The organism is Pseudomonas sp. NY15354 (assembly GCF_048068075.1).
Lineage (GTDB): Bacteria > Pseudomonadota > Gammaproteobacteria > Pseudomonadales > Pseudomonadaceae > Aquipseudomonas > Aquipseudomonas guariconensis_C.
Map to the genome: position 1 here is coordinate 25,605 of NZ_JBLUPV010000006.1, position 20,731 is coordinate 46,335.

A 20,731-nucleotide genomic window follows, 5' to 3' on the forward strand; every position below is an offset into this window, starting at 1 on the left:
GCACCTGTTGCAACAAGAACAAAAAGCTCAGGAGATACACCATGCAGATCGACCGAATTGCTCCACGGCGTTGGTGGTACATCATGCCGATCGTCTTCATCACCTACAGCCTCGCCTACCTGGACCGCGCCAACTACGGTTTCGCCGCGGCCTCAGGCATGGCCGATGACCTGCACATCACCCCGGCGCTGTCGTCGCTACTGGGGGCGCTGTTCTTTCTCGGTTATTTCTTCTTCCAGGTTCCCGGCGCCATCTATGCCGAAAAGCGCAGTGTGAAGAAGCTGATTTTCGTCAGCCTGATCCTCTGGGGTGGGCTGGCGACGCTCACTGGGATGGTCCAGGACGTCTACCTGCTGATCGGCATCCGCTTCTTGTTGGGCGTAGTCGAAGCAGCGGTGATGCCGGCGATGCTGATCTACCTCTGCCACTGGTTCACCCGGGCCGAGCGCTCGCGGGCCAATACGTTTCTGATCCTCGGCAACCCGGTGACCATTCTCTGGATGTCGGTGGTCTCCGGTTACCTGGTCAAGCATTTCGACTGGCGATGGATGTTCATTATCGAAGGATTGCCCGCCGTGCTCTGGGCGTTCATCTGGTGGCGCCTGGTGGACGACCGCCCGGAACAGGCCAAGTGGCTGGCCGAGCAAGACAAGGCCGCGTTGCGCGAGGCCCTGGCCGCTGAACAGCAAGGCATCAAACCGGTGAAGAACTACCGTGAAGCCTTCCGCTCGCCCAAGGTGATCATCCTGTCGTTGCAGTACTTCTGTTGGAGCATCGGGGTCTACGGCTTCGTACTGTGGCTGCCCTCGATCCTCAAGCAGGCCGCTGCATTGGACATCGTCACTGCCGGCTGGCTGTCGGCGGTGCCGTACCTGGGCGCGGTGCTGGCCATGGTGGGGGTCTCCTGGGCCTCGGACCGCATACAAAAGCGCAAACGCTTCGTCTGGCCGCCGCTGTTGATCGCCGCGCTGGCCTTCTATGGCTCCTACAGCCTGGGTACCGAGCACTTCTGGTGGTCCTACGCGCTGCTGGTGATTGCCGGCGCCTGCATGTACGCCCCCTATGGCCCGTTCTTCGCCATCGTCCCGGAGCTGCTGCCGAGCAATGTCGCCGGCGGTGCCATGGCGCTGATCAACAGCATGGGGGCCTTGGGCTCGTTCTCAGGCTCCTGGTTGGTGGGCTATCTCAACGGCGCTACCGGCGGCCCCGGTGCTTCCTATCTGTTCATGTGCGGCGCGCTGCTGGTGGCCGTGGCCCTGACCGCCGTTCTCAACCCTTCGCAGCAGGTGCAGCGCTCGCGCCTGGCCCCGAGTCAATAGGATCCAACCATGAAGAAACGCATCGTCCTCTACAAACGCCTGTCCGATGAGCTCATGCAGCGCCTGCAGGCCCACACCGAGGTGACCCTGATCGAAGCACCGGCCGCCGACGGCCTGGCCCGTCTGCGGGCGGCGCTGCCAGGCACCCACGGCCTGCTTGGCGCGAGCCTGCGCCTGGGTGGCGAACTGCTCGACCTGGCACCAGAACTGGAGGTGGTCTCCAGCGTATCGGTGGGTGTGGACAACTATGACATCGGCGAGCTGGACCGGCGCGGCGTCTTGCTGACCAACACCCCCGACGTGCTCACCGAGACCACCGCCGACACCGGTTTCGCCCTGCTGCTGGCCTGCGCCCGGCGGGTGGTCGAGCTGGATGGCTGGATTCGCGACGGCCACTGGCGCGCAGGGATAGGCCCTGCGCAGTTTGGCTGCGACGTGCAGGGCAAGACCCTTGGCATCGTCGGCATGGGGCGCATCGGCGAAGCCCTGGCGCGCCGGGCCCATGCGGGTTTTGGCATGCAGGTGCTGTATCACGCCCGTCAGCCGCGCCCCGAGGTGGAGGCGCGCTACGGTGCACGTCACCGCAGCCTTCAGGCCTTGCTGGCCGAGTCGGATTTCGTCTGCCTGTGCGTGCCCTTGAGCGCGCAGACCGAGAACCTCATCGGTGCACCTGAGCTGGCGCTGATGAAGCCTTCGGCGATCCTGGTGAACATCTCCCGTGGCCGTGTGCTGGACGAGTCTGCTGTGCTGCAGGCCTTGCGTGAGCGGCGCATTCGCGGTGCGGGACTGGATGTCTTCGTCCAGGAGCCGTTGCCGGCGAATTCGCCGCTGTTGCAACTGGACAACCTGGTGGTGACCCCGCACATCGGCTCGGCCACCGAGGAGACCCGCGAGGCCATGGCGCGCTGTGCGGTGGACAACTTGCTGGCGGCATTGGCGGGCGAGCGGCCGGCGAACCTGGTCAACCCCCAGACCTGGGCGCGCCGGGCAGGTTAACCAGGTGGTGCCCCTCGCGGCTTGCCCACGAGGGGCGGTACAGCCACCGATGTCTATGCTTTCTCCCAAAACAACAACAGCCCCGACTCAACGGAGCGTATGCCTTGCATGACCTGATTGACCTATTGAAGAGGCCTGAACCATGTCCAACGACGAACCTGCCTTCGCGCATCCGGCGCGGCGCGAGTTCCTGCGAAAATCCCTGACGCTCATCCCGGTGGCGACTCTCGCCAGCACCGGTATGGGCAGCGTGGTGCTCGCCGAGACCGCCAAACCAACATCCGATCCCTCACCTGCCGCTGCTCCTGAAAAGGGCGGGGCGCGTGCCTACCAGCCGACCTTCTTCACCGCCGAGGAGTGGGCCTTCGTCAACGCCGCGGTGGCTGTGCTGATTCCCTCCGATGCGCTCGGCCCGGGCGCTGCCGAAGCGGGCGTGCCGGAGTTCATCGACCGTCAGCTCAATACCCGCTATGGCAGCGGCGGCCTGTGGTACATGCAGGGGCCGTTCCGCCCGGATGCCCCGGCGGAGCTGGGCTACCAGCTCAAGCTCAGCCCCCAGGAGATCTATCGCCTGGGTATCCAGGAGGCCGACGCCTGGTGCAACGCACAATGGGGCAATCCGTTCGCGAAGCTGAACCCCGGCCAACAGCAACAGGCACTGGAAGCGCTGGACAGCGGCAAGGCAACGCTTGCGTCGGTGCCGGCGGTGACCTTCTTCGCCATGCTCTGGCTCAATACCCGTGAAGGCTTCTTCAGCGACCCCCTGCACGGTGGCAACCAAGGGCTGGCCGGCTGGAAGCTGATCGGCTTCCCAGGCGCGCGCGCCGATTTCATGGATTGGGTGGAGCGCGATGAGCGCTATCCATTCCCGCCGGTATCCATCAGTGGCGAGCGAGGTTGAGCGATGGCCCAGGTGATGAAGAAAGTCGATGCGGTCATTGTCGGGTTCGGCTGGACCGGCGCGATCATGGCCAAGGAACTGACCGAGGCAGGCTTGCACGTGGTGGCGCTGGAACGTGGCCCGGCCCGTGACACCTACCCGGATGGGGTCTATCCGCAAACCATGGACGAGCTGACCTACAACTCGCGCAAGAAGCTGTTCATGGACATTTCCCGCGAGACCGTGACCTTGCGCCACAGCGTGAACGATCTTGCCGTGCCATACCGCCAGTTCGGGGCCTTCTTGCCGGGCACGGGCACCGGTGGGGCAGGGCTGCACTGGTCTGGCGTGCATTTTCGCGTGGACCCGATGGAGCTGCGCATGCGCAGCCACTACGAGGAACGCTACGGCAAGGCCTTCATCCCTGAAGGCATGACCATCCAGGATTTCGGCGTCAGCTATGAAGAGCTCGAGCCGTACTTCGATTTTGCCGAAAAGGTCTTCGGCACCTCCGGCACCGCCTGGTCGATCAAGGGCCAGGTGGTGGGCCGTGACAAAGGCGGCAACCCGTTCTCTCCAGACCGCTCCGATGACTTCCCGCTGCCGGCGCAAAAGAACACCGTCTCGGCGCAACTGTTCGAGAAAGCCGCGCGTGAGGTGGGCTACCACCCCTACAACCTGCCCTCGGCCAACACCTCAGGGCCCTACACCAACCCCTATGGGGCACAGATGGGGCCGTGCAACTTCTGCGGGTTCTGCAGCGGCTACGCCTGCTACATGTACTCCAAGGCCTCGCCCAACGTGAACATCCTGCCGGCCTTGCGCCAGGTGCCGAACTTCGAGCTGCGCAACAACGCCCACGTGCTGCGGGTGAACCTCAACGCCGAGAAGAACCTCGCCACTGGCGTGACCTACGTCGATCCTCAGGGCCGCGAAGTGGAGCAGCCCGCGGACCTGGTGATCCTAGGCGCGTTCCAGTTCAACAACGTACGCCTGATGCTGCTCTCGGGCATCGGCAAGCCTTACGATCCGATCAGCAATGAAGGGGTGGTGGGGCGCAACTTCGCCTTCCAGAACCTTTCCACCGTGACGGCGTTCTTCGACAAGAACAGCCACCACACCAACCCGTTCATCGGTGCCGGCGGCAATGGCGTGGCGGTGGATGACTTCAACGCCGACAACTTCGACCACGGCCCCGAAGGGTTCGTGGGCGGCTCGCCGTTCTGGGTCAACCAGGCCGGGACCAAGCCCATCTCCGGTACCAAGGTGCCGCCGGGCACGCCCAAGTGGGGCAGCGCCTGGAAAGCCGCGGTGGCCGAGAGCTACAGCCACATGCTGTCGATGGATGCCCATGGTGCGCATCAGTCCTACCGCGACAACTACCTGGACCTGGACCCGGTGTACAAGGACGCCTATGGTCAGCCGCTGTTGCGCATGACCTTCGACTGGAAGGACAACGACGTGAAGATGAACCGCTTCATGGTCGAACGCATGCGCAAGATCGCCGAGGCCATGGGGCCCAAGGCGGTCACTGCATCGATGAAGGCGTTCGGTCAGCATTTCGATGCCACGGTGTATCAGACCACCCACCTCAATGGCGGGGCGATCATGGGCACTGATCCGAAGACCAGCGCGATCAATCGCTACCTGCAAAGTTGGGATGTCCACAACGTGTTCGTGCCGGGTGCCTCGGCCTTCCCCCAAGGGCTGGGCTACAACCCCACCGGGCTGGTGGCGGCGCTGACGTACTGGTCGGCGCGGGCCATCCGCGAGCAGTACCTGAAAAACCCAGGCCCGCTGGTGCAGGCATAGGAGGCCGACCATGAAACGCATTCTGATCGCCGCCCTGAGCCTGGGCGCCAGTACCTTGCTACACGCCGCCGACCCCGTCGACCCGGCCTTGGTCAAGCAGGGCGAATACCTTGCCCGGGCCGGGGACTGTGTGGCTTGTCACACCGCCAAGGGCGGTAAGCCCTTCGCCGGTGGGCTGCCCATGCAGACGCCCATTGGCACGATCTACTCGACCAACATCACCCCGGACCCGAGCGGCATCGGCGACTACAGCTTCGAGGATTTCGAGCGTGCGGTGCGCCAGGGCATTGGCTTGAACGGCAGTACGCTGTATCCGGCGATGCCCTATCCGTCCTACGCTCGGGTCAGCGATGACGACATGAAGGCGCTGTATGCCTACTTCATGCACGGCGTGCAGCCGGTGGAGCAGGCGAACAAAGAGAGCGACATCCCATGGCCGTTGAGCATGCGCTGGCCACTGGCGTTCTGGCGCACGCTGTTCGCGCCCGAGGTCAAGCCGTTCGAGGCTGCTGGGCAAGATCCAGCATTGGCCCGGGGGGCTTATCTGGTCGAAGGCCTGGGCCATTGCGGTGCCTGTCACACGCCGCGGGCGCTGACCATGCAGGAGAAGGCCCTGGATGCCGCCGGCGGGGATGCCTACTTGTCCGGCAGTGCACCGCTGGAAGGCTGGATCGCCAAGAACCTGCGCGGGGATCACAAGGACGGTCTGGGCAGTTGGAGCGAGGCGCAGATCGTCGCCTTCCTCAAAACCGGGCGAAACGAGCGTACCGCGGTGTTCGGCGGTATGAGCGATGTGGTCGAGCACAGCATGCAGTACATGACGGACGCTGACCTCGCCGCCATTGCCCGTTACCTTAAATCCCTGCCGCCGGTGAACCCGGACGACAAGCCGTTCCAAGAGGACCGTCAGGTCGCCGAGGCGCTATGGAAGGGGGACGATGCCAAGGCCGGCGCGGCGCTCTATGTGGACAACTGCGCCGCGTGCCACCGCACCGACGGCAAGGGCTATGCGCGGGTGTTCCCGGCGTTGGCCGGCAACCCGGTGCTGCAGAGCGCAGATGCCACCTCGCTGATCCACATCGTGCTCGAAGGCGCGACCCTGCCGGCCACGGCAACGGCGCCATCGACCTTCACCATGCCGGGTTTTGCCTGGCGGATGAAGGACCAGGAAGTGGCCGATGTGGTCAATTTCATTCGCAGCAGTTGGGGTAACCAGGCGGCGTCGGTGACGGCGAACCAGGTGGCTGATTTGCGTGCCCGGCCACAGCCTGCGCTGAAGGCCGAGTCGCTGGTCGGCGATACGACGGGGGTGAAAGAGCCGTGAAGTGAAAAGGGGCCGCGTTGCGGCCCATCGCAGGCTTCGCCAGCTTCCACCGGGATTGCGCCGCTCTCAAGGCTTGCGCTATCCCTGTGGGGTTCACCCGCGAACACCGGCAGTGCCGGTGCCATGCAGCGGTGCCTGTTTCGCGAGCAAACCCGTTTCTAATTGCGCAATTCCTGTGGGAGCGGGTTCACCCGCGAACACCGGCAGCGCCGGTGCCATACAGCGCGGTGCCTGTCTCGCGGGTAAACCCGTTCCTAATTGCGCAATTTCTGTGGGAGCGGGTTCACCCGCGAACACCGGCAGCGCCGGTGCCATACAGCGCGGTGCCTGTCTCGCGGGTAAACCCGCTCCTGCAGGATGCGCCGCCAGACGTGTGGGAGACGGCTAAACGCTTACAGCTCCACGTCCTGACGTCCCGCCATCTTCGCCTGGGTCTTGAGGGTCACGTCTTCCTGCATCCGCTGGGCGATCTGTTGGTCGATCTTCTCCTTCTGCTCAGGCGGCAAAGCGTTGTATTCCTCCTCGCTCAGGCCCAACTCGGCGAGGTACTTTTCCTTGATCTTTTCTTCCGGTGACTTGGCCATGTAGTCGCGGAACGCCTCCAGGGCACCGCTGGTGTCCTGCTCGTTGACGCTGGCCTGCTGGCGCGCGGCAACGTCGGGGTTCTGCAGCATCACCATGAGTTTGGCGAAGGCTTCCTTGCGTGCGTCCTCGGTGTTCTGCCCGGACGTGCCGCCCTGGCTGTTCTGCTGTGGCGTGGCGGCGGCAGGGGCGACTGGCAGGCGCATTGGCAACACGCCAGCCAACGGCTGATCGGCGCCTGCGCGGTTGTACTGCTGCACGGCAGTCTGCCAGCCCAGGCCATTGAGGGTGATCATCAGGTCTGCTCCTTGAGAATCAATGACGTCATCGAAGGGGCAAGACCTGTGCCAGCGGCTTGGAAAGGCATGAAAGCGGCCGCCTGAGCTATCTGGATCCAATCGGGTTTGGCGCTAAGCTTGCCATTCAGAGGCACAAGTTTGCCGCCTGGCGGCAACCACCATGACCATCAGCAGCCCAGAAAGGCGCAGTTGCTGGACACCAGGAGAGAGCGTCCATGAGTCAGCAGTGCGGGCCGGTGCCTGCCGGTTTCAGTGAGCAGCAACTGCACACTTTGTTCGATCTGATCAGCGACGGCATCTGGGATTGGGATGCCAATTCCGGCTACGTCTACCGCAACCCAGGCTGGTACGCCATGCTCGGTTACCAGACCCACTCGATGGCCAACACCGTGCTGACCTGGGAGAGCGTGATCCATCCAGAGGACTACCCGCGGGTGATGGCCCATTTCGAGGCGTACATCAACCAACGCAACGAGCGTTACCGGATCGAATACCGTTGCCGCTGCCAGGATGGCAGCTACCTGTGGATCGAGGACAGCGGTCATATCATCGCCCGCAACGAGGATGGCTCGGTGGCGCGAATGCTCGGTGCCCATCGCAACATCGACGCGGGCAAGCGGCTGGTGATCGAGCTGCAGCAGAAGAACCAGTCCCTGGAGGCCTTGGTGGCCGAGCGCACCCGTGAGCTGTCCTGGGTCAATCAGCAACTGCAACGCCAGCTGGACGAAAATCTTGAACTGGCCGAGCGTGATGCCCTGACCCGTACCGCCAACCGCTATCGACTGGAAAAGACCCTGCATCAGGAATGCGAGCGTGCCCGGCGATTCCGCCAGCCCTTGGCGCTGATCGTCATGGATATCGACGACTTCAAGCCGATCAACGACCGCTACGGCCACGCCCGAGGCGATGCGGCCCTGGTCGAGGCGGTGGAGCGCATCCGCCCGTGCCTGCGTCCACAGGACCTGCTGGCGCGGTGGGGCGGTGATGAGTTCGTCGCCGTCCTGCCCCAGACCTCGGTGGAGCAAGCGTTGGCGCTTGCGGCGCAGATCCGTCAGGCCATGGAGGATGTCGAGCCGATCGGCGATTGTCGTCTGACCATGAGCTATGGGGTGGTGCGCTGGGAGGACGATGAAGACCAGCATGACCTGCTGGCGCGGGCCGACCAGGCGCTGTACCGGGCCAAGGCGGCGGGCAAAAACACCATCTTCGAGTGAGGTCCCCTGTTCTTGAGCGTCGCGCCCACAGGCATCGGCGAAGCTCGCGGATTGAGGGCAAAAAAATGCCCGCGGCGCCTGGGGCGCAGCGGGCCAAATCGGCTGTCGCCGCTTCAGTGTCAGATATGCAGTGCGTGGCCCAGGGCCCGCAAGGCCGCTTCCTGGACCGTCTCGCCCAAGGTCGGGTGGGCGTGGATGGTGCCGGCGATGTCTTCCAGGCGTGCGCCCATTTCCAAGGATTGAGCAAAGGCGGTGGACAGTTCCGAGACGGCCACGCCCACGGCCTGCCAGCCAAGGATCAGGTGGTTGTCACGGCGGGCGACCACGCGCACGAAGCCGCTTTTCGACTCCAGGGTCATGGCCCGGCCATTGGCGGCGAAGGGGAACTGCGCGACGATGCAGTCCAGGCCTTGCTGGCTGGCTTGCTCGGGCGTCTTGCCGACCACCACCACTTCCGGGTCGGTGAAGCACACCGCGGCGATCGCGCTTGGCTCGAAGCGCCGCGCCTTGCCTGCGATGATTTCCGCAACCATCTCGCCCTGGGCCATGGCCCGGTGGGCCAGCATTGGCTCGCCCGCCACATCGCCAATGGCCCAGACGTTGCGCATGCTGGTCTGGCAGCGCTCGTCGATGGCAATGGCCGCGCCGTTCATCTTCAGGTCCAGGCTTTCCAGGCCGAAGCCCTGGGTGCGCGGACGACGGCCGACGGCGACCAGTACCTGATCGGCCTCCAGGCGCAATTGCCCGCCCTGGCCGTCATTGGCCAGCAGGCAGCCGTTTTCATAGCCTTCGACGCTGTGGCCCAGATACAGGGCGATACCCAGTTTCTTGACCGAGTCGGCCACCGGCTGGGTCAGTTCGGCGTCATAGGTCGGCAGGATGCGCTCGCGCGCCTCCACCACGCTGACCTGCACCCCCAGCTTGCGGTAGGCAATGCCGAGCTCCAGGCCAATGTAGCCACCGCCGACCACCACCAGGTGACGGGGCAGGGCCTTCGGTGCCAGGGCCTCGGTGGAGGAAATCACCGCGCCGCCCAGTGGCAGCATCGGCAGTTCGACGCTGGTTGAGCCGGTGGCCAACAGCAGGTGCTCGCACTGGATCTTCTGGCCATCGACCTCGACGCTCTTGCCGTCGAGGATCTTCGCCCAGCCATGGATCACCTTGACCCCGTTCTTCTTGAGCAAGGCGGCAACGCCGGAGGTCAGGCGATCGACGATGCCGTCCTTCCAGGCGATGCTGCGGGTGATGTCCAGGCGCGGCGAGGACACGCTGATACCCAGCGCCGACTGTTCATCGTGGTGGCAGGCCTGGTGGAACTGCTCGGCCACGTGGATCAGCGCCTTGGATGGGATGCAGCCGATGTTCAGGCAGGTGCCGCCCAAGGCCTGGCCTTCGACCAGTACGGTGGGAATGCCCAGTTGGCCGGCGCGGATGGCGGCGATGTAGCCGCCAGGGCCGCCACCGATGATCAGCAGGGTCGTGTTGAGGATCGGTTGCATGCTTACTCCACGAACAGGCAGGCGGGTTGTTCCAGCAGGCCGCGCACGGCCTGGATGAACAGGGCGGCATCCATGCCATCGACCACCCGGTGGTCGAAGGAGCTGGACAGGTTCATCATCTTGCGCACGACGATCTGGCCGTCGATCACCACGGGCCGTTCGACCATGCGGTTGACGCCGACGATGGCCACTTCCGGCGTGTTGACCACCGGCGTGCTGGCGATGCCGCCGAGCGCGCCGAGGCTGGTCAGGGTGATGGTCGAGCCGGAGAGCTCGTCGCGGCTGGCCTTGTTGGTGCGTGCGGCATTGGCCAGGCGGGCGATCTCGCTGGCGTTGCTCCACAGGCTGCCGCCTTCGGCGTGGCGCAGCACCGGCACCATCAGGCCGTTGTCGCCCTGGGTGGCGATCCCCACATGCACCGCGCCGTGGCGGGTGATGACCTGGGCTTCGTCGTCATAGGTGGCGTTGATCTGCGGGAAGTCCCGCAGGGCCACGACCATGGCACGCACGATGAACGGCAGCAGTGTCAGCTTGCCGCGGTCCTGGCCGTGCTTGAGGTTCAGTTGCTGGCGCAGGGCTTCGAGGGCGGTGACGTCGATTTCCTCGACGTAGCTGAAGTGCGCGACGCGACGCTTGGCGTCCTGCATGCGCTGGGCGATCTTGCGACGCAGGCCGATCACCGGGATCTGTTCGTTGTCGGTGCGCTTGCCGTAGCCGCTCGGGGCCTGGCCGGCTGTGCTGTGGGGCTTGCTGATGAAGGCGTCGAGGTCTTCGTGGAGGATGCGCCCGGCGGGGCCGCTGCCATGCACATAGCGCAGTTCGATACCGGCGTCCAGGGCCCGTTTGCGCACAGCCGGGGAGGCCAGTGGCTTGTCGCTGGCCTGACGCGGCACGATCGGCGCGACGACGCTGGCGCTGGTTGCGGCGCTGGCGACCGGCTGCGGTTCGACGCGGGGCTCAGCAGCGACCGGCGCTGGCGCGGCAATGGCTTCGACCGGCTTGGCGTGGGGCTCGTCCGCATGGTTGCCGCTGCCTTCGACCTCGATGCGGATCAGCTCGCTGCCGACCGCCATCACTTCACCGGGCTGGCCGCCCAGGGCCAATACCTTGCCGCTGACCGGCGAGGGGATTTCCACGGTGGCCTTGTCGGTCATGACATCGGCCACCACCTGGTCCTCGGCGATCACATCGCCGACCTTGACGAACCACTCCACCAACTCGACCTGTGCGATGCCTTCGCCGATGTCCGGCATCTTGATGACGTGCGTGCCCATTCAGACCTCCATGACCCGTTTCAATGCCGCACCTACCCGCGAAGGACCTGGGAAGTAGGCCCATTCCTGCGCGTGGGGGTAGGGGGTGTCCCAGCCGGTGACGCGCTCGATCGGCGCCTCGAGGTGGTGGAAGCAGTGTTCCTGCACCAGCGATACCAGCTCGGCGCCGAAGCCGCAGGTACGGGTCGCCTCGTGGACCACCACGCAACGTCCGGTCTTCTTCACCGACTCGACGATGGTTTCCAGGTCCAGTGGCCATAGGCTGCGCAGGTCGATGACTTCGGCATCGACGCCGGTCTCCTCGGCGGCCACTTGGGAGACATACACCGTGGTGCCGTAGGTCAGCACGGTGACGTCGTTGCCTGGGCGGGCAATGGCGGCCTTGTCCAGCGGCACTTGGTAATAGCCATCAGGCACCGCGCTCTGCGGGTGCTTGGACCACGGCGTTACCGGGCGGTCATGGTGGCCGTCGAACGGGCCGTTATACAGGCGCTTGGGCTCCAGGAAGATCACCGGGTCGTCGCATTCGATCGAGGCGATCAGCAGGCCCTTGGCATCATAGGGGTTGGACGGCATCACGGTGCGCAGGCCGCACACCTGGGTGAACATCGCCTCCGGGCTCTGGCTGTGGGTCTGGCCACCGTAGATGCCACCGCCGCACGGCATGCGTAGGGTCAGCGGGGAGGTGAACTGTCCGGCCGAGCGATAGCGCAGGCGGGCCATCTCCGAGACGATCTGGTCGGAGGCGGGGTAGAAGTAGTCGGCGAACTGGATCTCCACCACCGGCCGCAGGCCGTAGGCGCCCATGCCCACGGCAGTACCGACGATACCGCTTTCGGAGATCGGGGCGTCGAACACACGCGACTTGCCGTACTTGTTCTGCAGGCCTTCGGTGCAACGGAACACGCCGCCGAAGTAACCGACGTCCTGACCGTAGATCACCACGTTATCGTCGCGCTCGAGCATGATGTCCATGGCCGAGCGCAGGGCCTGGATCATGGTCATGGTGGTGGTGGACATGGCGGATTCCAGATGGATGCTGTTGTTGTGATCGTTCATCTCAGACCCCCAGTTCCTGGCGCTGGCGGCGCAGGTGGTCGGGCATTTCCTTGTACACGTCCTCGAACATCGAGGCGGCGCTTGGAATGTGGCCATTGCCCAGGGTGCCGAACTGCTCGGCGTCTTTCTGGGCCTTGATGATCTCGGCCTCGAGCTCGGCGGTGACCGCCTGATGCTCTTCTTCGGACCAGTGGCCGGTGGCGATCAGGTGCTGCTTCAGACGGGCGATCGGGTCGCCCAGCGGGAAGTGGCTCCAGTCATCGGCCGGGCGGTACTTGGACGGATCGTCCGAGGTCGAGTGCGGGCCTGCGCGGTAGGTGACCCATTCGATCAAGGTCGGGCCCATGCCGCGGCGGGCACGTTCGGCGGCCCAGCGCGAGGCGGCGTAGACCGCGATGAAGTCGTTGCCGTCGACCCGCAGGGAGGCGATGCCGCAACCCACGCCACGGCCTGCGAAGGTGGTGGATTCACCGCCGGCGATGGCCTGGAAGGTCGAGATCGCCCACTGGTTGTTGACCACGTTGAGGATCACGGGGGCGCGGTAGACGTGGGCGAAGGTCAGGGCGGTGTGGAAGTCGGACTCGGCGGTGGCGCCGTCGCCGATCCAGGCCGAGGCGATCTTGGTATCGCCCTTGATGGCCGAGGCCATGGCCCAGCCGACGGCCTGGACGAACTGAGTGGCCAGGTTGCCGCTGATGGTGAAGAAACCGGCCTCGCGCACCGAGTACATGATCGGCAACTGGCGGCCTTTGAGCGGATCGCGCTCGTTGGACAGCAACTGGCAGATCATCTCGACCAGCGACACGTCGCGGGCCATCAGGATGCTCTGCTGGCGGTAGGTCGGGAAGCACATGTCGGTGTATTGCAGGGCCAGCGCTTGGGCGCTGCCGATGGCTTCCTCGCCCAGGCTCTGCATGTAGAAGGACATCTTCTTCTGGCGCTGGGCAACCACCATGCGGTTGTCGAAGATCCGGGTCTTGAGCATGGTGCGCATGCCTTGGCGCAGGATCTGCGGGTCGATGTCTTCGGCCCATGGGCCGACGGCATTGCCCTGTTCGTCCAGCACTCGGATGAGGCTGTAGGACAGGTCCGCGGTATCGGCGGGCTCTACATCGATCGGGGGTTTACGGACAAGACCGGCATCGTTCAGACGCAGGTAGGAGAAATCGGTCTGGCAGCCTGGCCGGCCGGTAGGCTCGGGCACATGCAGACGCAGGGGGGCGTACTCGTTCATGCTTTTTACGCTCGCTCGAATGTTGTTTTTGTGAGCTTTGAAGCGGTCGCCGCTGAGTACCGGCTTGTGACTGGTAGGTCAGCGCTAACTACATCATAGGGGGACGGCTGAAGAATTTTTCTCTCAAGTTGATTGCCTTTGCCTGACGGGCCAGATAAACATTCCGCATAAACACAAAAAACCGGTGAATTTGTCTCATGCGCAAACTCGATCGCACCGATATCGGCATTCTCAACAGCCTCCAGGAAAATGCCCGCATCACCAACGCAGAGCTGGCCCGTTCGGTGAACCTGTCGCCCACGCCCTGTTTCAACCGGGTCAAGGCCATGGAGGAGCTGGGGGTGATCCGTCAGCAGGTGACTTTGCTCGCGCCCGAGGTGCTGGGGCTGGACGTCAATGTGTTCATCCACGTGAGCCTGGAGAAGCAGGTGGAGCAGGCGTTGCACCGCTTCGAAGAGGAAATCGCCGAGCGGCCGGAGGTGATGGAGTGCTACCTGATGACGGGAGACCCGGACTACCTGCTGCGGGTGCTGTTGCCCAGCATCCAGGCGCTGGAGCGCTTTCTCGACTACCTGACGCGCTTGCCGGGGGTGGCCAATATCCGTTCGAGCTTTGCCCTCAAGCAAGTGCGCTACAAGACCGCGCTGCCGTTGCCGGCCAATGGCATGACCTTGCGCGAATAGCTTCAGCGTGGGTCTTGCCGGAGCGGTTTCCCCTCGGAGTGCGGTGGCGAATCCATTGACGCATTCGCGGGTAAACCCGCTCCCACAAGGACCCCTAAGTCTTAGAAACGACGCAATGGGCTGCAGGTGAAGGTCACGCCATTTCTGTGGGAGCGGGTTCACCCGCGACTGCGATGGCGAATACAGCGACGCGTTAGGGGTGTTAATAAATTTCCACACTGCTGCCAATCCCGCTTGAAATTTTCAACAGCGGGCGCCTATGTTGTGTCTTTCGCCACTTTCGGCACGCAAAAACAACAAGAAGGACAGCGTCATGACGACCGAAGCCCCGCGTTCCCTCTGCGAACGTCTGACCGGTATCGACGAGATCGAATGCGTCACCCCCGACCTCAATGGTGTACCCCGCGGCAAGGTGATGACCGCCGAGGGCTTCCTGGAGGGGCGCCGCTTGCAGATGGCTCGAGGGGTATTGCTGCAATGCATCATGGGCGGCTATCCGCCGGCCCGTTTCTATGGCAGCGATGACGGCGACCTGGCCCTGGTGGCCGAACCTGCCCAGATCCATCGCCTGCCCTGGAGCGATGAGCCGCGGGCGCTGGCCATTTGTGATGCGGTCGAACTCACCGGCGTGCCGTCCGGGCTGTCCACCCGGGGCCAGCTCAAGGCCGTGATCGCGCGTTATGCCGCGCTCGGTCTTGCGCCAGTGGTGGCGACGGAGCTGGAGTTCTTCGTCTTCGCGCCGAACACCGATCCGCATCAATCGTTCCTGCCGCCGGTAGGCAAGGATGGCCGTCGCGAACTCGGCCATTCGGCATTCAGCGTCAGCTCCAACAATGGCCTGCGGCCGTTCTTCAATGAGGTGTATCAGTACATGGCTGCCCTCGGGTTGCCCCGTGACACCTTCATGCATGAGATGGGCGTCAGCCAGTTCGAGATCAACCTGCTGCACGGCGACCCGCTGCTGTTGGCCGATCAGACATTCCTGTTCAAGCACCTGCTCAAGGAAGTGGCGCTCAAACATGGCCTGACCGTGGTGTGCATGGCCAAGCCGCTGGCCAGAACGCCGGGCAGTTCGATGCACATCCACCAAAGCCTGGTGCACATCGACAGTGGCCGCAATGTGTTCAGCGACGAGGCCGGGCAGCCGACCGAGACCTTCCACCACTTCATCGGTGGTTTGCAGACCTGCATGGCCGACTTCACCGCGCTGTTCGCGCCCAACGTCAACTCCTACCAGCGCCTGTGCCATCCGTACGCCTCGCCCAACAATGCCTGCTGGTCCCATGACAACCGCGCAGCCGGCCTGCGCATCCCCGCCAGTTCGCCAGTGGCGCGGCGGGTCGAGAACCGCTTGCCGGGCGCCGACGCCAATCCCTACCTGGCCATTGCCGCCAGCCTGGCTGCTGGCCTGCATGGCATCGAGCAGCGACTGCAGCCTACCGCTGCGATCCAGGGTGAATTCGAGGTTCCGGATCACCTGAGCCTGCCTTGCACCCTGCATGGCGCGTTGGCGCGCCTCACGCGCAGCGCCTTGGCGCGGGAGATGTTCGGGAACGAATTCATCGATGGCTATGTCGCAACCAAGACCCTGGAGCTGACTGACTTTCTTGATGAAATCACGCCCTGGGAGCGACGGGTGCTGGCCGCACAGGCCTGATCGCGACACGACCGACACTGGACGCGCCCCCTGTTCGTCTATTTCGCCGAGAGGGGCCTGCGCTGCGGCAAATTTGCTTTTATGCTTGCCTGCAAGCCAACGCCACCTGACCAGGGAGCCCGACGGGACGTATGCGAAACATCTGGAAGCCGTTTCAGTCGCTGTATTTCGCTGCCTTGATGATGCTGATCGGCTCGGGCCTGCTCAGTACCTACCTGGCCTTGCGCCTGGCCGCCGACCATGTGGACAGCCTCTGGGTCGGCGCCTTGATGGCCGCCAACTATTTTGGCCTGGCCGTGGGCGGCAAGGTCGGTCACCGGCTGATCGGCAGGGTCGGACACATCCGGGCCTACGCCACGTGCGCGGGTATCGTCTGCGCGGCGGTGCTCGGCCACGGCATGACCAACTGGCTCCCGGTGTGGGTGGGGCTGCGGATGATCGTGGGCCTGGGGATGATGTGCCAGTACATGGTCATCGAGAGCTGGCTCAACGAGCAGGCCGATGTGAAACACCGCGGGGCAGTGTTCAGCGGCTACATGATCGCGTCCTACCTGGGGCTGGTGCTCGGCCAACTGATCCTGGTGGTGCATCCGGAGCTCGGCCCTGAACTGCTGATGCTGGTCGCCATGTGCTTTGCCCTGTGCCTGGTACCGGTGGCGATGACGCGGCGTATCCACCCGGCGCCGCTGCGCCCGGCCCCGATGGAGCCCAAGTTCTTCCTCAAACGGGTACCGCAGTCGTTGTCCACTGTCTTGGGTTCGGGCCTGATCGTCGGTTCGTTCTATGGTCTTGCGCCGCTGTATGCGGCCAACCAGGGGCTCACCACCGAGCAGATCGGTCTGTTCATGGGTAGCTGCATCTTCGCAGGGTTGGTGGTGCAATGGCCGCTGGGCTGGCTGTCGGACCGCTACGACCGTGCAGTGCTGATCCGCAGCGTCTCGATCGGGCTGGCGCTGGCTGCCTTGCCGCTGGCGTTGCTGCCCAGTGTGCCGCTGGAGCTGCTGTTTGCCATTGGCTTTGTGATTTCGTTGCTGCAGTTCTGCCTGTACCCCTTGGCCGTGGCCTTCTCCAACGACCATGTCGAAAGCGAGCGACGTGTCTCGCTGACGGCCATGTTGCTGGTGACCTACGGCGTGGGGGCCTGTATCGGTCCGCTGGCGGCGGGTGTGCTGATGAAGGTCCTGGGGCCACAGATGCTCTATGCCTTCTTCCTGTTCTTCGCCTTGGTGCTGGTGTGGCGGATCCGGCCGAAGGCGGTCACCGGCTTGCACCAGGTGCAGGACGCGCCGCTGGGGCACGTGGCCATGCCGGCGGCAGGCTCGCCATTGTCGGCAGCGCTGGATCCGCGGGTCGATGAACAGACCGTGCAGGAGGTGATGCAGGCGCCAGTGGCGGCCGAGGACACCGAAGAGGAGGCTGCGGAGGTGGAGCAGGGCGCGGAATCTGCGTCGCAGACAGACAAGGCAACGTGATGCACCACGGTCGCGGACGATCCTGCTCGCGGCGTCAGCGACCGCGAGCATGGGCGTTTCAAAGTTCAAGCAGTTCGATCTTCTTCAGCCAGCACACCAGTACATCCCCCTCTCTCGTACTTGCATTGAGGAAACGGCCTCCGTGCAGCACGAGTTCACGTTTGGGTTGGAGAGAGGAGAGTGCCACTCTGTACCCATCGCTGTTGCGCAGATGGAACTCAATGTACTCGGCGTCTTGAGGGGCGCCCTCCCATGGACCAGGCGTATCGATTTTCCAGGTCGTAGAGGGCAGCAGATTGATCGGGTTGAGCGCATGGAGTACGCGCCCCACCACATGGGTTCCATACAGTCCGAGCCAGCCGCTGCTGTTCTGCCGAAGCTCTGCGCCTTGGTATTGCCAGGAGTTCGCGCAGGTGATTCGGTAGTAGGCGCGGTTGCGGGTTTGCCGCTTGAAATTGAAGACGAACCTGATCGGCTTGAAATACTTGTTTTGCTCGGTACATAACCAGCCGTCAAGGTCTGCACTGGTGACTGGATGGTCTTCGAGACGCGTATGAGCCACGCCGATTCGACCATATTGGCAATGCAGTTCGGCAGTGAAATTGGATTGAATCATGGAGCCTCCGGATTCTTGTCGCCGCCCCCCCAGTGTGGGCGTCTACCGGTCGTATTAGGTTCCTTGTGGTGTTTTATCGGGAGCTGGAAACGCTTCTGCTCTGTACCCAGGCATTGCTATTGTCGGAAAAATGAAAACGCCACCCGGTGGGTGGCGTTTCGTGTTTGAAGAGACGATCAGTAGTCGTCCTTGTCGAACCGACGCGCCTCGCGTTGCAACTGGTAGACGAAACTCTCGATCTTGCGCTGCATCTGGCCATTGAGGTTGTGGAAGCGCACACCCGCGAACGTAGTGTTCAGGCGCTCCTCGAAGTGCAGGTGACGTAGCTCCACCATGGCTTGGGACATGCCCAGCGGATTGCTGGCGGCAAAGCGCTCGTACACCTCACCCAATTGCAGACGCTCTTCGATGTTGCCCTCAAAGCGCAGCTTGCAGCCGGTGGCGGAGATGTCCAGCAACTTGCCACGCAGGGCGCCCTTGCCCTTGAGCCGTTCACCGTCAAGGACGATATCGACCAGCTGCGACAGCTTGAGCGCGGCGCGGAAGGCATTGCGGCGCTGGTGATAGGTCATCTCGGTCGGCAGGGGAGCACGGTAGCAGCGATGGCCATCGATTTCGGTGATGGTGGTCGCGGTGTTGCATTCCCAGGCGATGCGCACGCCGTCATGGAAGCCTTCGATGCGGAAGGGTTCGCCGTTCTCGATGAACTTTTCGCCATCGCGCGGAATCATCTCGTCCAGCGCCACGGTGTTGGCGTCACGGTCCACATGCACGACGTAGCTTTGGAAACGCTGGCTGCGCTCAGGGAAGGTGATGATCAGCGGATCGTGGCTATCCAGCAATTGGCGCAGGTTGGCTGCGATCTCCAAGGGCGTGGTGAGCACCTTGGGCGGCTGGGGAGCATCGGATGCATTGAACACGGGTAATCAATCTCCAGGCAAAAACGACACACGCAAGTAACGGCATTTTGCCAGTATGTTCCGTGCCTTGATAGAAATAATCACACTTGGCTGATGGCGCGGGCCTTGGCCATGGGCGAGGTGGCGCCGCGGCTGTCATAGAGCGACGGAGAGTCGCCACCCATGAGGATTCTGATCTGGTTGGCCGTGGCGTGTTGCTGCAACTGGATGATCCGGCCGTTGGTCTCGTTGACCTTCTGGCAGGCATCCATCAATTGGGTGAGGGCATCGAGCTGTTGCAGCATGATCTCGTCCAGGGAGGATTGCGCCGCCAGCGCTTGCACGCCGGCACGGTCGGCGGAAAAACCGAGGCCGACAAGCAGTTGGTTGCGCCGCATGCCTTGCTGCTCGAGCAGGACGATCAGGGACTGCTTGCGTGCCAGGATGTTCTCCAGCACCAGCATGTCCCGGCCGTGCAGGGCGACAGCTTCTTTCTGAAGCAGTTCGAGCAGTTCCTGCGTTGGCGCGATGTCGTCTTCGATCAGTTGCAGCAAAGTGGTGTCGTGCATGGCTGGCTCTTGGTTTTTGCGTCCTTGAAGTCAGCGCCCCGGAGGGTTAGCGCTGGGCTTCGAAATCAAGCAGTTTGCTGGCGACCCGGCCGGCATCGACCTGATAGCTGCCATCGGCGATCGCCTGTTTCAACTGGGCCACACGGGCGCTGTTGACTTCTGGCTGGTCGCGCAGCTTGTCGCTGATCTTCTGCAACTGCTGGGCCTCTTGGCTGAGGTGTACCGCTTCTCCGCTGGCAGGTTGTGGCGCTTCGCTGGTTTCGCCGGCTTTCGGGGCGTTACCGGTCGCGGTGTTGCTGCGAACGCCGCCCGTGACGGACGGAGAATTATTCAAACGACTGAAGTCGATGACCATGATCAGAAACCTCTGGGAATTTGGACGCTTGCCCTGTTTTCGGCCAACCCGAAAAAAACTTTAGGCACGAATGTATCGCCGCCTGTCGGCAAGCGCGCATGACCCGTTTTCTGACACAGTTTAGGAAAACCCGTTCCCTGTCGCTAGTTTTTATCCTGTCCCGCCTGGCCGAAGTCCTCGCATACCTTACATGGCCACTTCGACCTGCCCAGGCCCGGTCACCCGTGCCTTGACCACCCGCTTGGAATTCAGGTTACGCACGCGAATCTGCTCGGACAGCCCACCTTTGCTCAAAGCCTCGCCCGGCATGCGCACGCTCAGGCTGCCGCTGCGGGCCGTGATCACCACGTGATCGCCCTTGCGCACCACCTCGGCCTGTTCCAGATGCTGGGGCGTCAGGACCTGGTCGAGCACGGTCGGACGCAGCAGCTTCATGCCCACGGCCTGTTCCAGGTCGGTGAGAAAGCCCTGGTTGAGCGTGCCCACGTCCCGTTCGCGCAGACTCACGTCGCCTTCGCCGATCACGCTCTCGCGCCTGAGCGGGCGGGTCATGACCACCACTTCGCGAAACAGCTTTACCTGGGCCGGGACGAACACGGTCCAAGGCGCACTGCCGGCGCAGCGTACCCGTACCGTGACCCTTCCCAATGGCTGCGCCGGGCTTTCCAGCGAGGCGTCCAGCTGCTGGCTGCACAGAGGCATGCGCAGGCGCGGGTCGAGCGGGTTGACCTGGATCTCGTAGCGACCGGTGGTCTGGCTGGTGGCCAGATAATCCTCCACGGTGAATTCAAGAAACCCCTGGGTGACGCCGATAAGTTGTTCAGGCAAGGTAACCGCATCGGCCAGCACGCGTATGCCGGGTGCCAGCAGGCATAGCGCCATCATCAAGCCGGTCATCAGGCGCTTCAGGCGTCGGGAAAATGTCGTTTTCGTGTACATGGCGCTCAAAAAAGCAAAGCCCGTGCCGACTCGGTACATGGGCGAAAAC

At 63.6% G+C, this 20,731-nt stretch carries 19 protein-coding genes; 9 read left to right on the top strand and 10 right to left on the bottom strand.

The window, feature by feature from the left end:
• Nucleotides 1-41: 41 nt before the first annotated feature.
• From ACNFCH_RS08230 to ACNFCH_RS08250, 5 genes are all read left to right on the top strand, one after another.
• Complete coding sequence (locus ACNFCH_RS08230; protein ID WP_070092486.1) at nt 42-1,319, top strand: MFS transporter; 1,278 nt, start codon at nt 42-44, stop codon at nt 1,317-1,319.
• A 9-nt stretch (nt 1,320-1,328) separates the two neighbouring features.
• On the top strand, nt 1,329-2,315 hold the full coding sequence (locus ACNFCH_RS08235; RefSeq protein ID WP_416742612.1) for a 2-hydroxyacid dehydrogenase: 987 nt from the start codon (nt 1,329-1,331) through the stop codon (nt 2,313-2,315).
• A gap of 142 nt (nt 2,316-2,457) precedes the next feature.
• Complete coding sequence (locus ACNFCH_RS08240) at nt 2,458-3,216, top strand: gluconate 2-dehydrogenase subunit 3 family protein (protein WP_337157158.1); 759 nt, start codon at nt 2,458-2,460, stop codon at nt 3,214-3,216.
• Nucleotides 3,217-3,219: 3 nt separating this feature from the next.
• Nucleotides 3,220-5,007, top strand: a complete 1,788-nt coding sequence (locus ACNFCH_RS08245; RefSeq protein ID WP_337157157.1) for a GMC family oxidoreductase — start codon at nt 3,220-3,222, stop codon at nt 5,005-5,007.
• Nucleotides 5,008-5,017: 10 nt separating this feature from the next.
• Nucleotides 5,018-6,331: a cytochrome c gene (locus ACNFCH_RS08250; protein ID WP_337157156.1), complete on the top strand. Its 1,314-nt coding sequence runs from the start codon at nt 5,018-5,020 to the stop codon at nt 6,329-6,331.
• 392 nt (nt 6,332-6,723) lie between these two features.
• On the opposite strand, the gene ACNFCH_RS08255 is transcribed toward ACNFCH_RS08250, so the two are convergent.
• Nucleotides 6,724-7,209 (bottom strand): hypothetical protein, encoded by a 486-nt coding sequence (locus ACNFCH_RS08255; protein WP_337157155.1) that lies wholly within the window; start codon nt 7,207-7,209, stop codon nt 6,724-6,726.
• A gap of 218 nt (nt 7,210-7,427) precedes the next feature.
• Between ACNFCH_RS08255 and ACNFCH_RS08260 the strand changes: the two genes are divergently transcribed.
• Complete coding sequence (locus tag ACNFCH_RS08260; protein WP_337157154.1) at nt 7,428-8,426, top strand: diguanylate cyclase domain-containing protein; 999 nt, start codon at nt 7,428-7,430, stop codon at nt 8,424-8,426.
• Nucleotides 8,427-8,545: 119 nt separating this feature from the next.
• Here the strand turns inward: ACNFCH_RS08260 and lpdA are convergent, their stop codons facing one another.
• From lpdA to ACNFCH_RS08280, 4 genes are read right to left on the bottom strand one after another with little or no spacing between them, the layout of a single operon-like run.
• On the bottom strand, nt 8,546-9,925 hold the full coding sequence (gene lpdA, locus ACNFCH_RS08265; RefSeq protein ID WP_337157153.1) for a dihydrolipoyl dehydrogenase: 1,380 nt from the start codon (nt 9,923-9,925) through the stop codon (nt 8,546-8,548).
• A 2-nt stretch (nt 9,926-9,927) separates the two neighbouring features.
• Nucleotides 9,928-11,199 (bottom strand): dihydrolipoamide acetyltransferase family protein, encoded by a 1,272-nt coding sequence (locus ACNFCH_RS08270; RefSeq protein WP_337157152.1) that lies wholly within the window; start codon nt 11,197-11,199, stop codon nt 9,928-9,930.
• The gene (locus ACNFCH_RS08275; RefSeq protein WP_196164899.1) at nt 11,200-12,258 is read right to left on the bottom strand and encodes an alpha-ketoacid dehydrogenase subunit beta; all 1,059 of its coding nucleotides are present in this window, start codon (nt 12,256-12,258) and stop codon (nt 11,200-11,202) included.
• A 1-nt stretch (nt 12,259) separates the two neighbouring features.
• Nucleotides 12,260-13,492, bottom strand: coding sequence for a 3-methyl-2-oxobutanoate dehydrogenase (2-methylpropanoyl-transferring) subunit alpha (locus ACNFCH_RS08280; protein ID WP_337157151.1), 1,233 nt, complete (start codon nt 13,490-13,492; stop codon nt 12,260-12,262).
• 197 nt (nt 13,493-13,689) lie between these two features.
• Here ACNFCH_RS08280 and bkdR point away from each other — a divergent pair, with 197 nt between their 5' ends.
• The 3 genes from bkdR (at nt 13,690) to ACNFCH_RS08295 (ending at nt 17,304) form a co-directional block, all read left to right on the top strand.
• A complete protein-coding gene (bkdR, locus tag ACNFCH_RS08285; RefSeq protein WP_043210945.1) occupies nt 13,690-14,175 on the top strand; it encodes a Bkd operon transcriptional regulator BkdR in 486 nt (161 codons plus the stop codon).
• 415 nt (nt 14,176-14,590) lie between these two features.
• The gene (locus ACNFCH_RS08290; protein WP_416742659.1) at nt 14,591-15,832 is read left to right on the top strand and encodes a glutamine synthetase family protein; all 1,242 of its coding nucleotides are present in this window, start codon (nt 14,591-14,593) and stop codon (nt 15,830-15,832) included.
• Nucleotides 15,833-15,963: 131 nt separating this feature from the next.
• Nucleotides 15,964-17,304 (top strand): MFS transporter, encoded by a 1,341-nt coding sequence (locus tag ACNFCH_RS08295; RefSeq protein WP_337157150.1) that lies wholly within the window; start codon nt 15,964-15,966, stop codon nt 17,302-17,304.
• A 58-nt stretch (nt 17,305-17,362) separates the two neighbouring features.
• Here ACNFCH_RS08295 and ACNFCH_RS08300 read toward each other — a convergent pair whose 3' ends face one another.
• From ACNFCH_RS08300 to flgA, 5 genes are all read right to left on the bottom strand, one after another.
• Nucleotides 17,363-17,920: a hypothetical protein gene (locus ACNFCH_RS08300; RefSeq protein WP_337157149.1), complete on the bottom strand. Its 558-nt coding sequence runs from the start codon at nt 17,918-17,920 to the stop codon at nt 17,363-17,365.
• Between the two features lie 176 nt (nt 17,921-18,096).
• A complete protein-coding gene (locus ACNFCH_RS08305; protein WP_196164902.1) occupies nt 18,097-18,840 on the bottom strand; it encodes a flagellar brake protein in 744 nt (247 codons plus the stop codon).
• Between the two features lie 80 nt (nt 18,841-18,920).
• Nucleotides 18,921-19,388, bottom strand: coding sequence for a flagella synthesis protein FlgN (locus tag ACNFCH_RS08310; RefSeq protein ID WP_416742613.1), 468 nt, complete (start codon nt 19,386-19,388; stop codon nt 18,921-18,923).
• A gap of 46 nt (nt 19,389-19,434) precedes the next feature.
• Nucleotides 19,435-19,743, bottom strand: coding sequence for a flagellar biosynthesis anti-sigma factor FlgM (gene flgM / locus ACNFCH_RS08315; RefSeq protein WP_337157147.1), 309 nt, complete (start codon nt 19,741-19,743; stop codon nt 19,435-19,437).
• Between the two features lie 186 nt (nt 19,744-19,929).
• Nucleotides 19,930-20,682 (bottom strand): flagellar basal body P-ring formation chaperone FlgA, encoded by a 753-nt coding sequence (flgA, locus tag ACNFCH_RS08320; RefSeq protein WP_196164904.1) that lies wholly within the window; start codon nt 20,680-20,682, stop codon nt 19,930-19,932.
• Between the last annotated feature and the right edge of the window lie 49 nt (nt 20,683-20,731).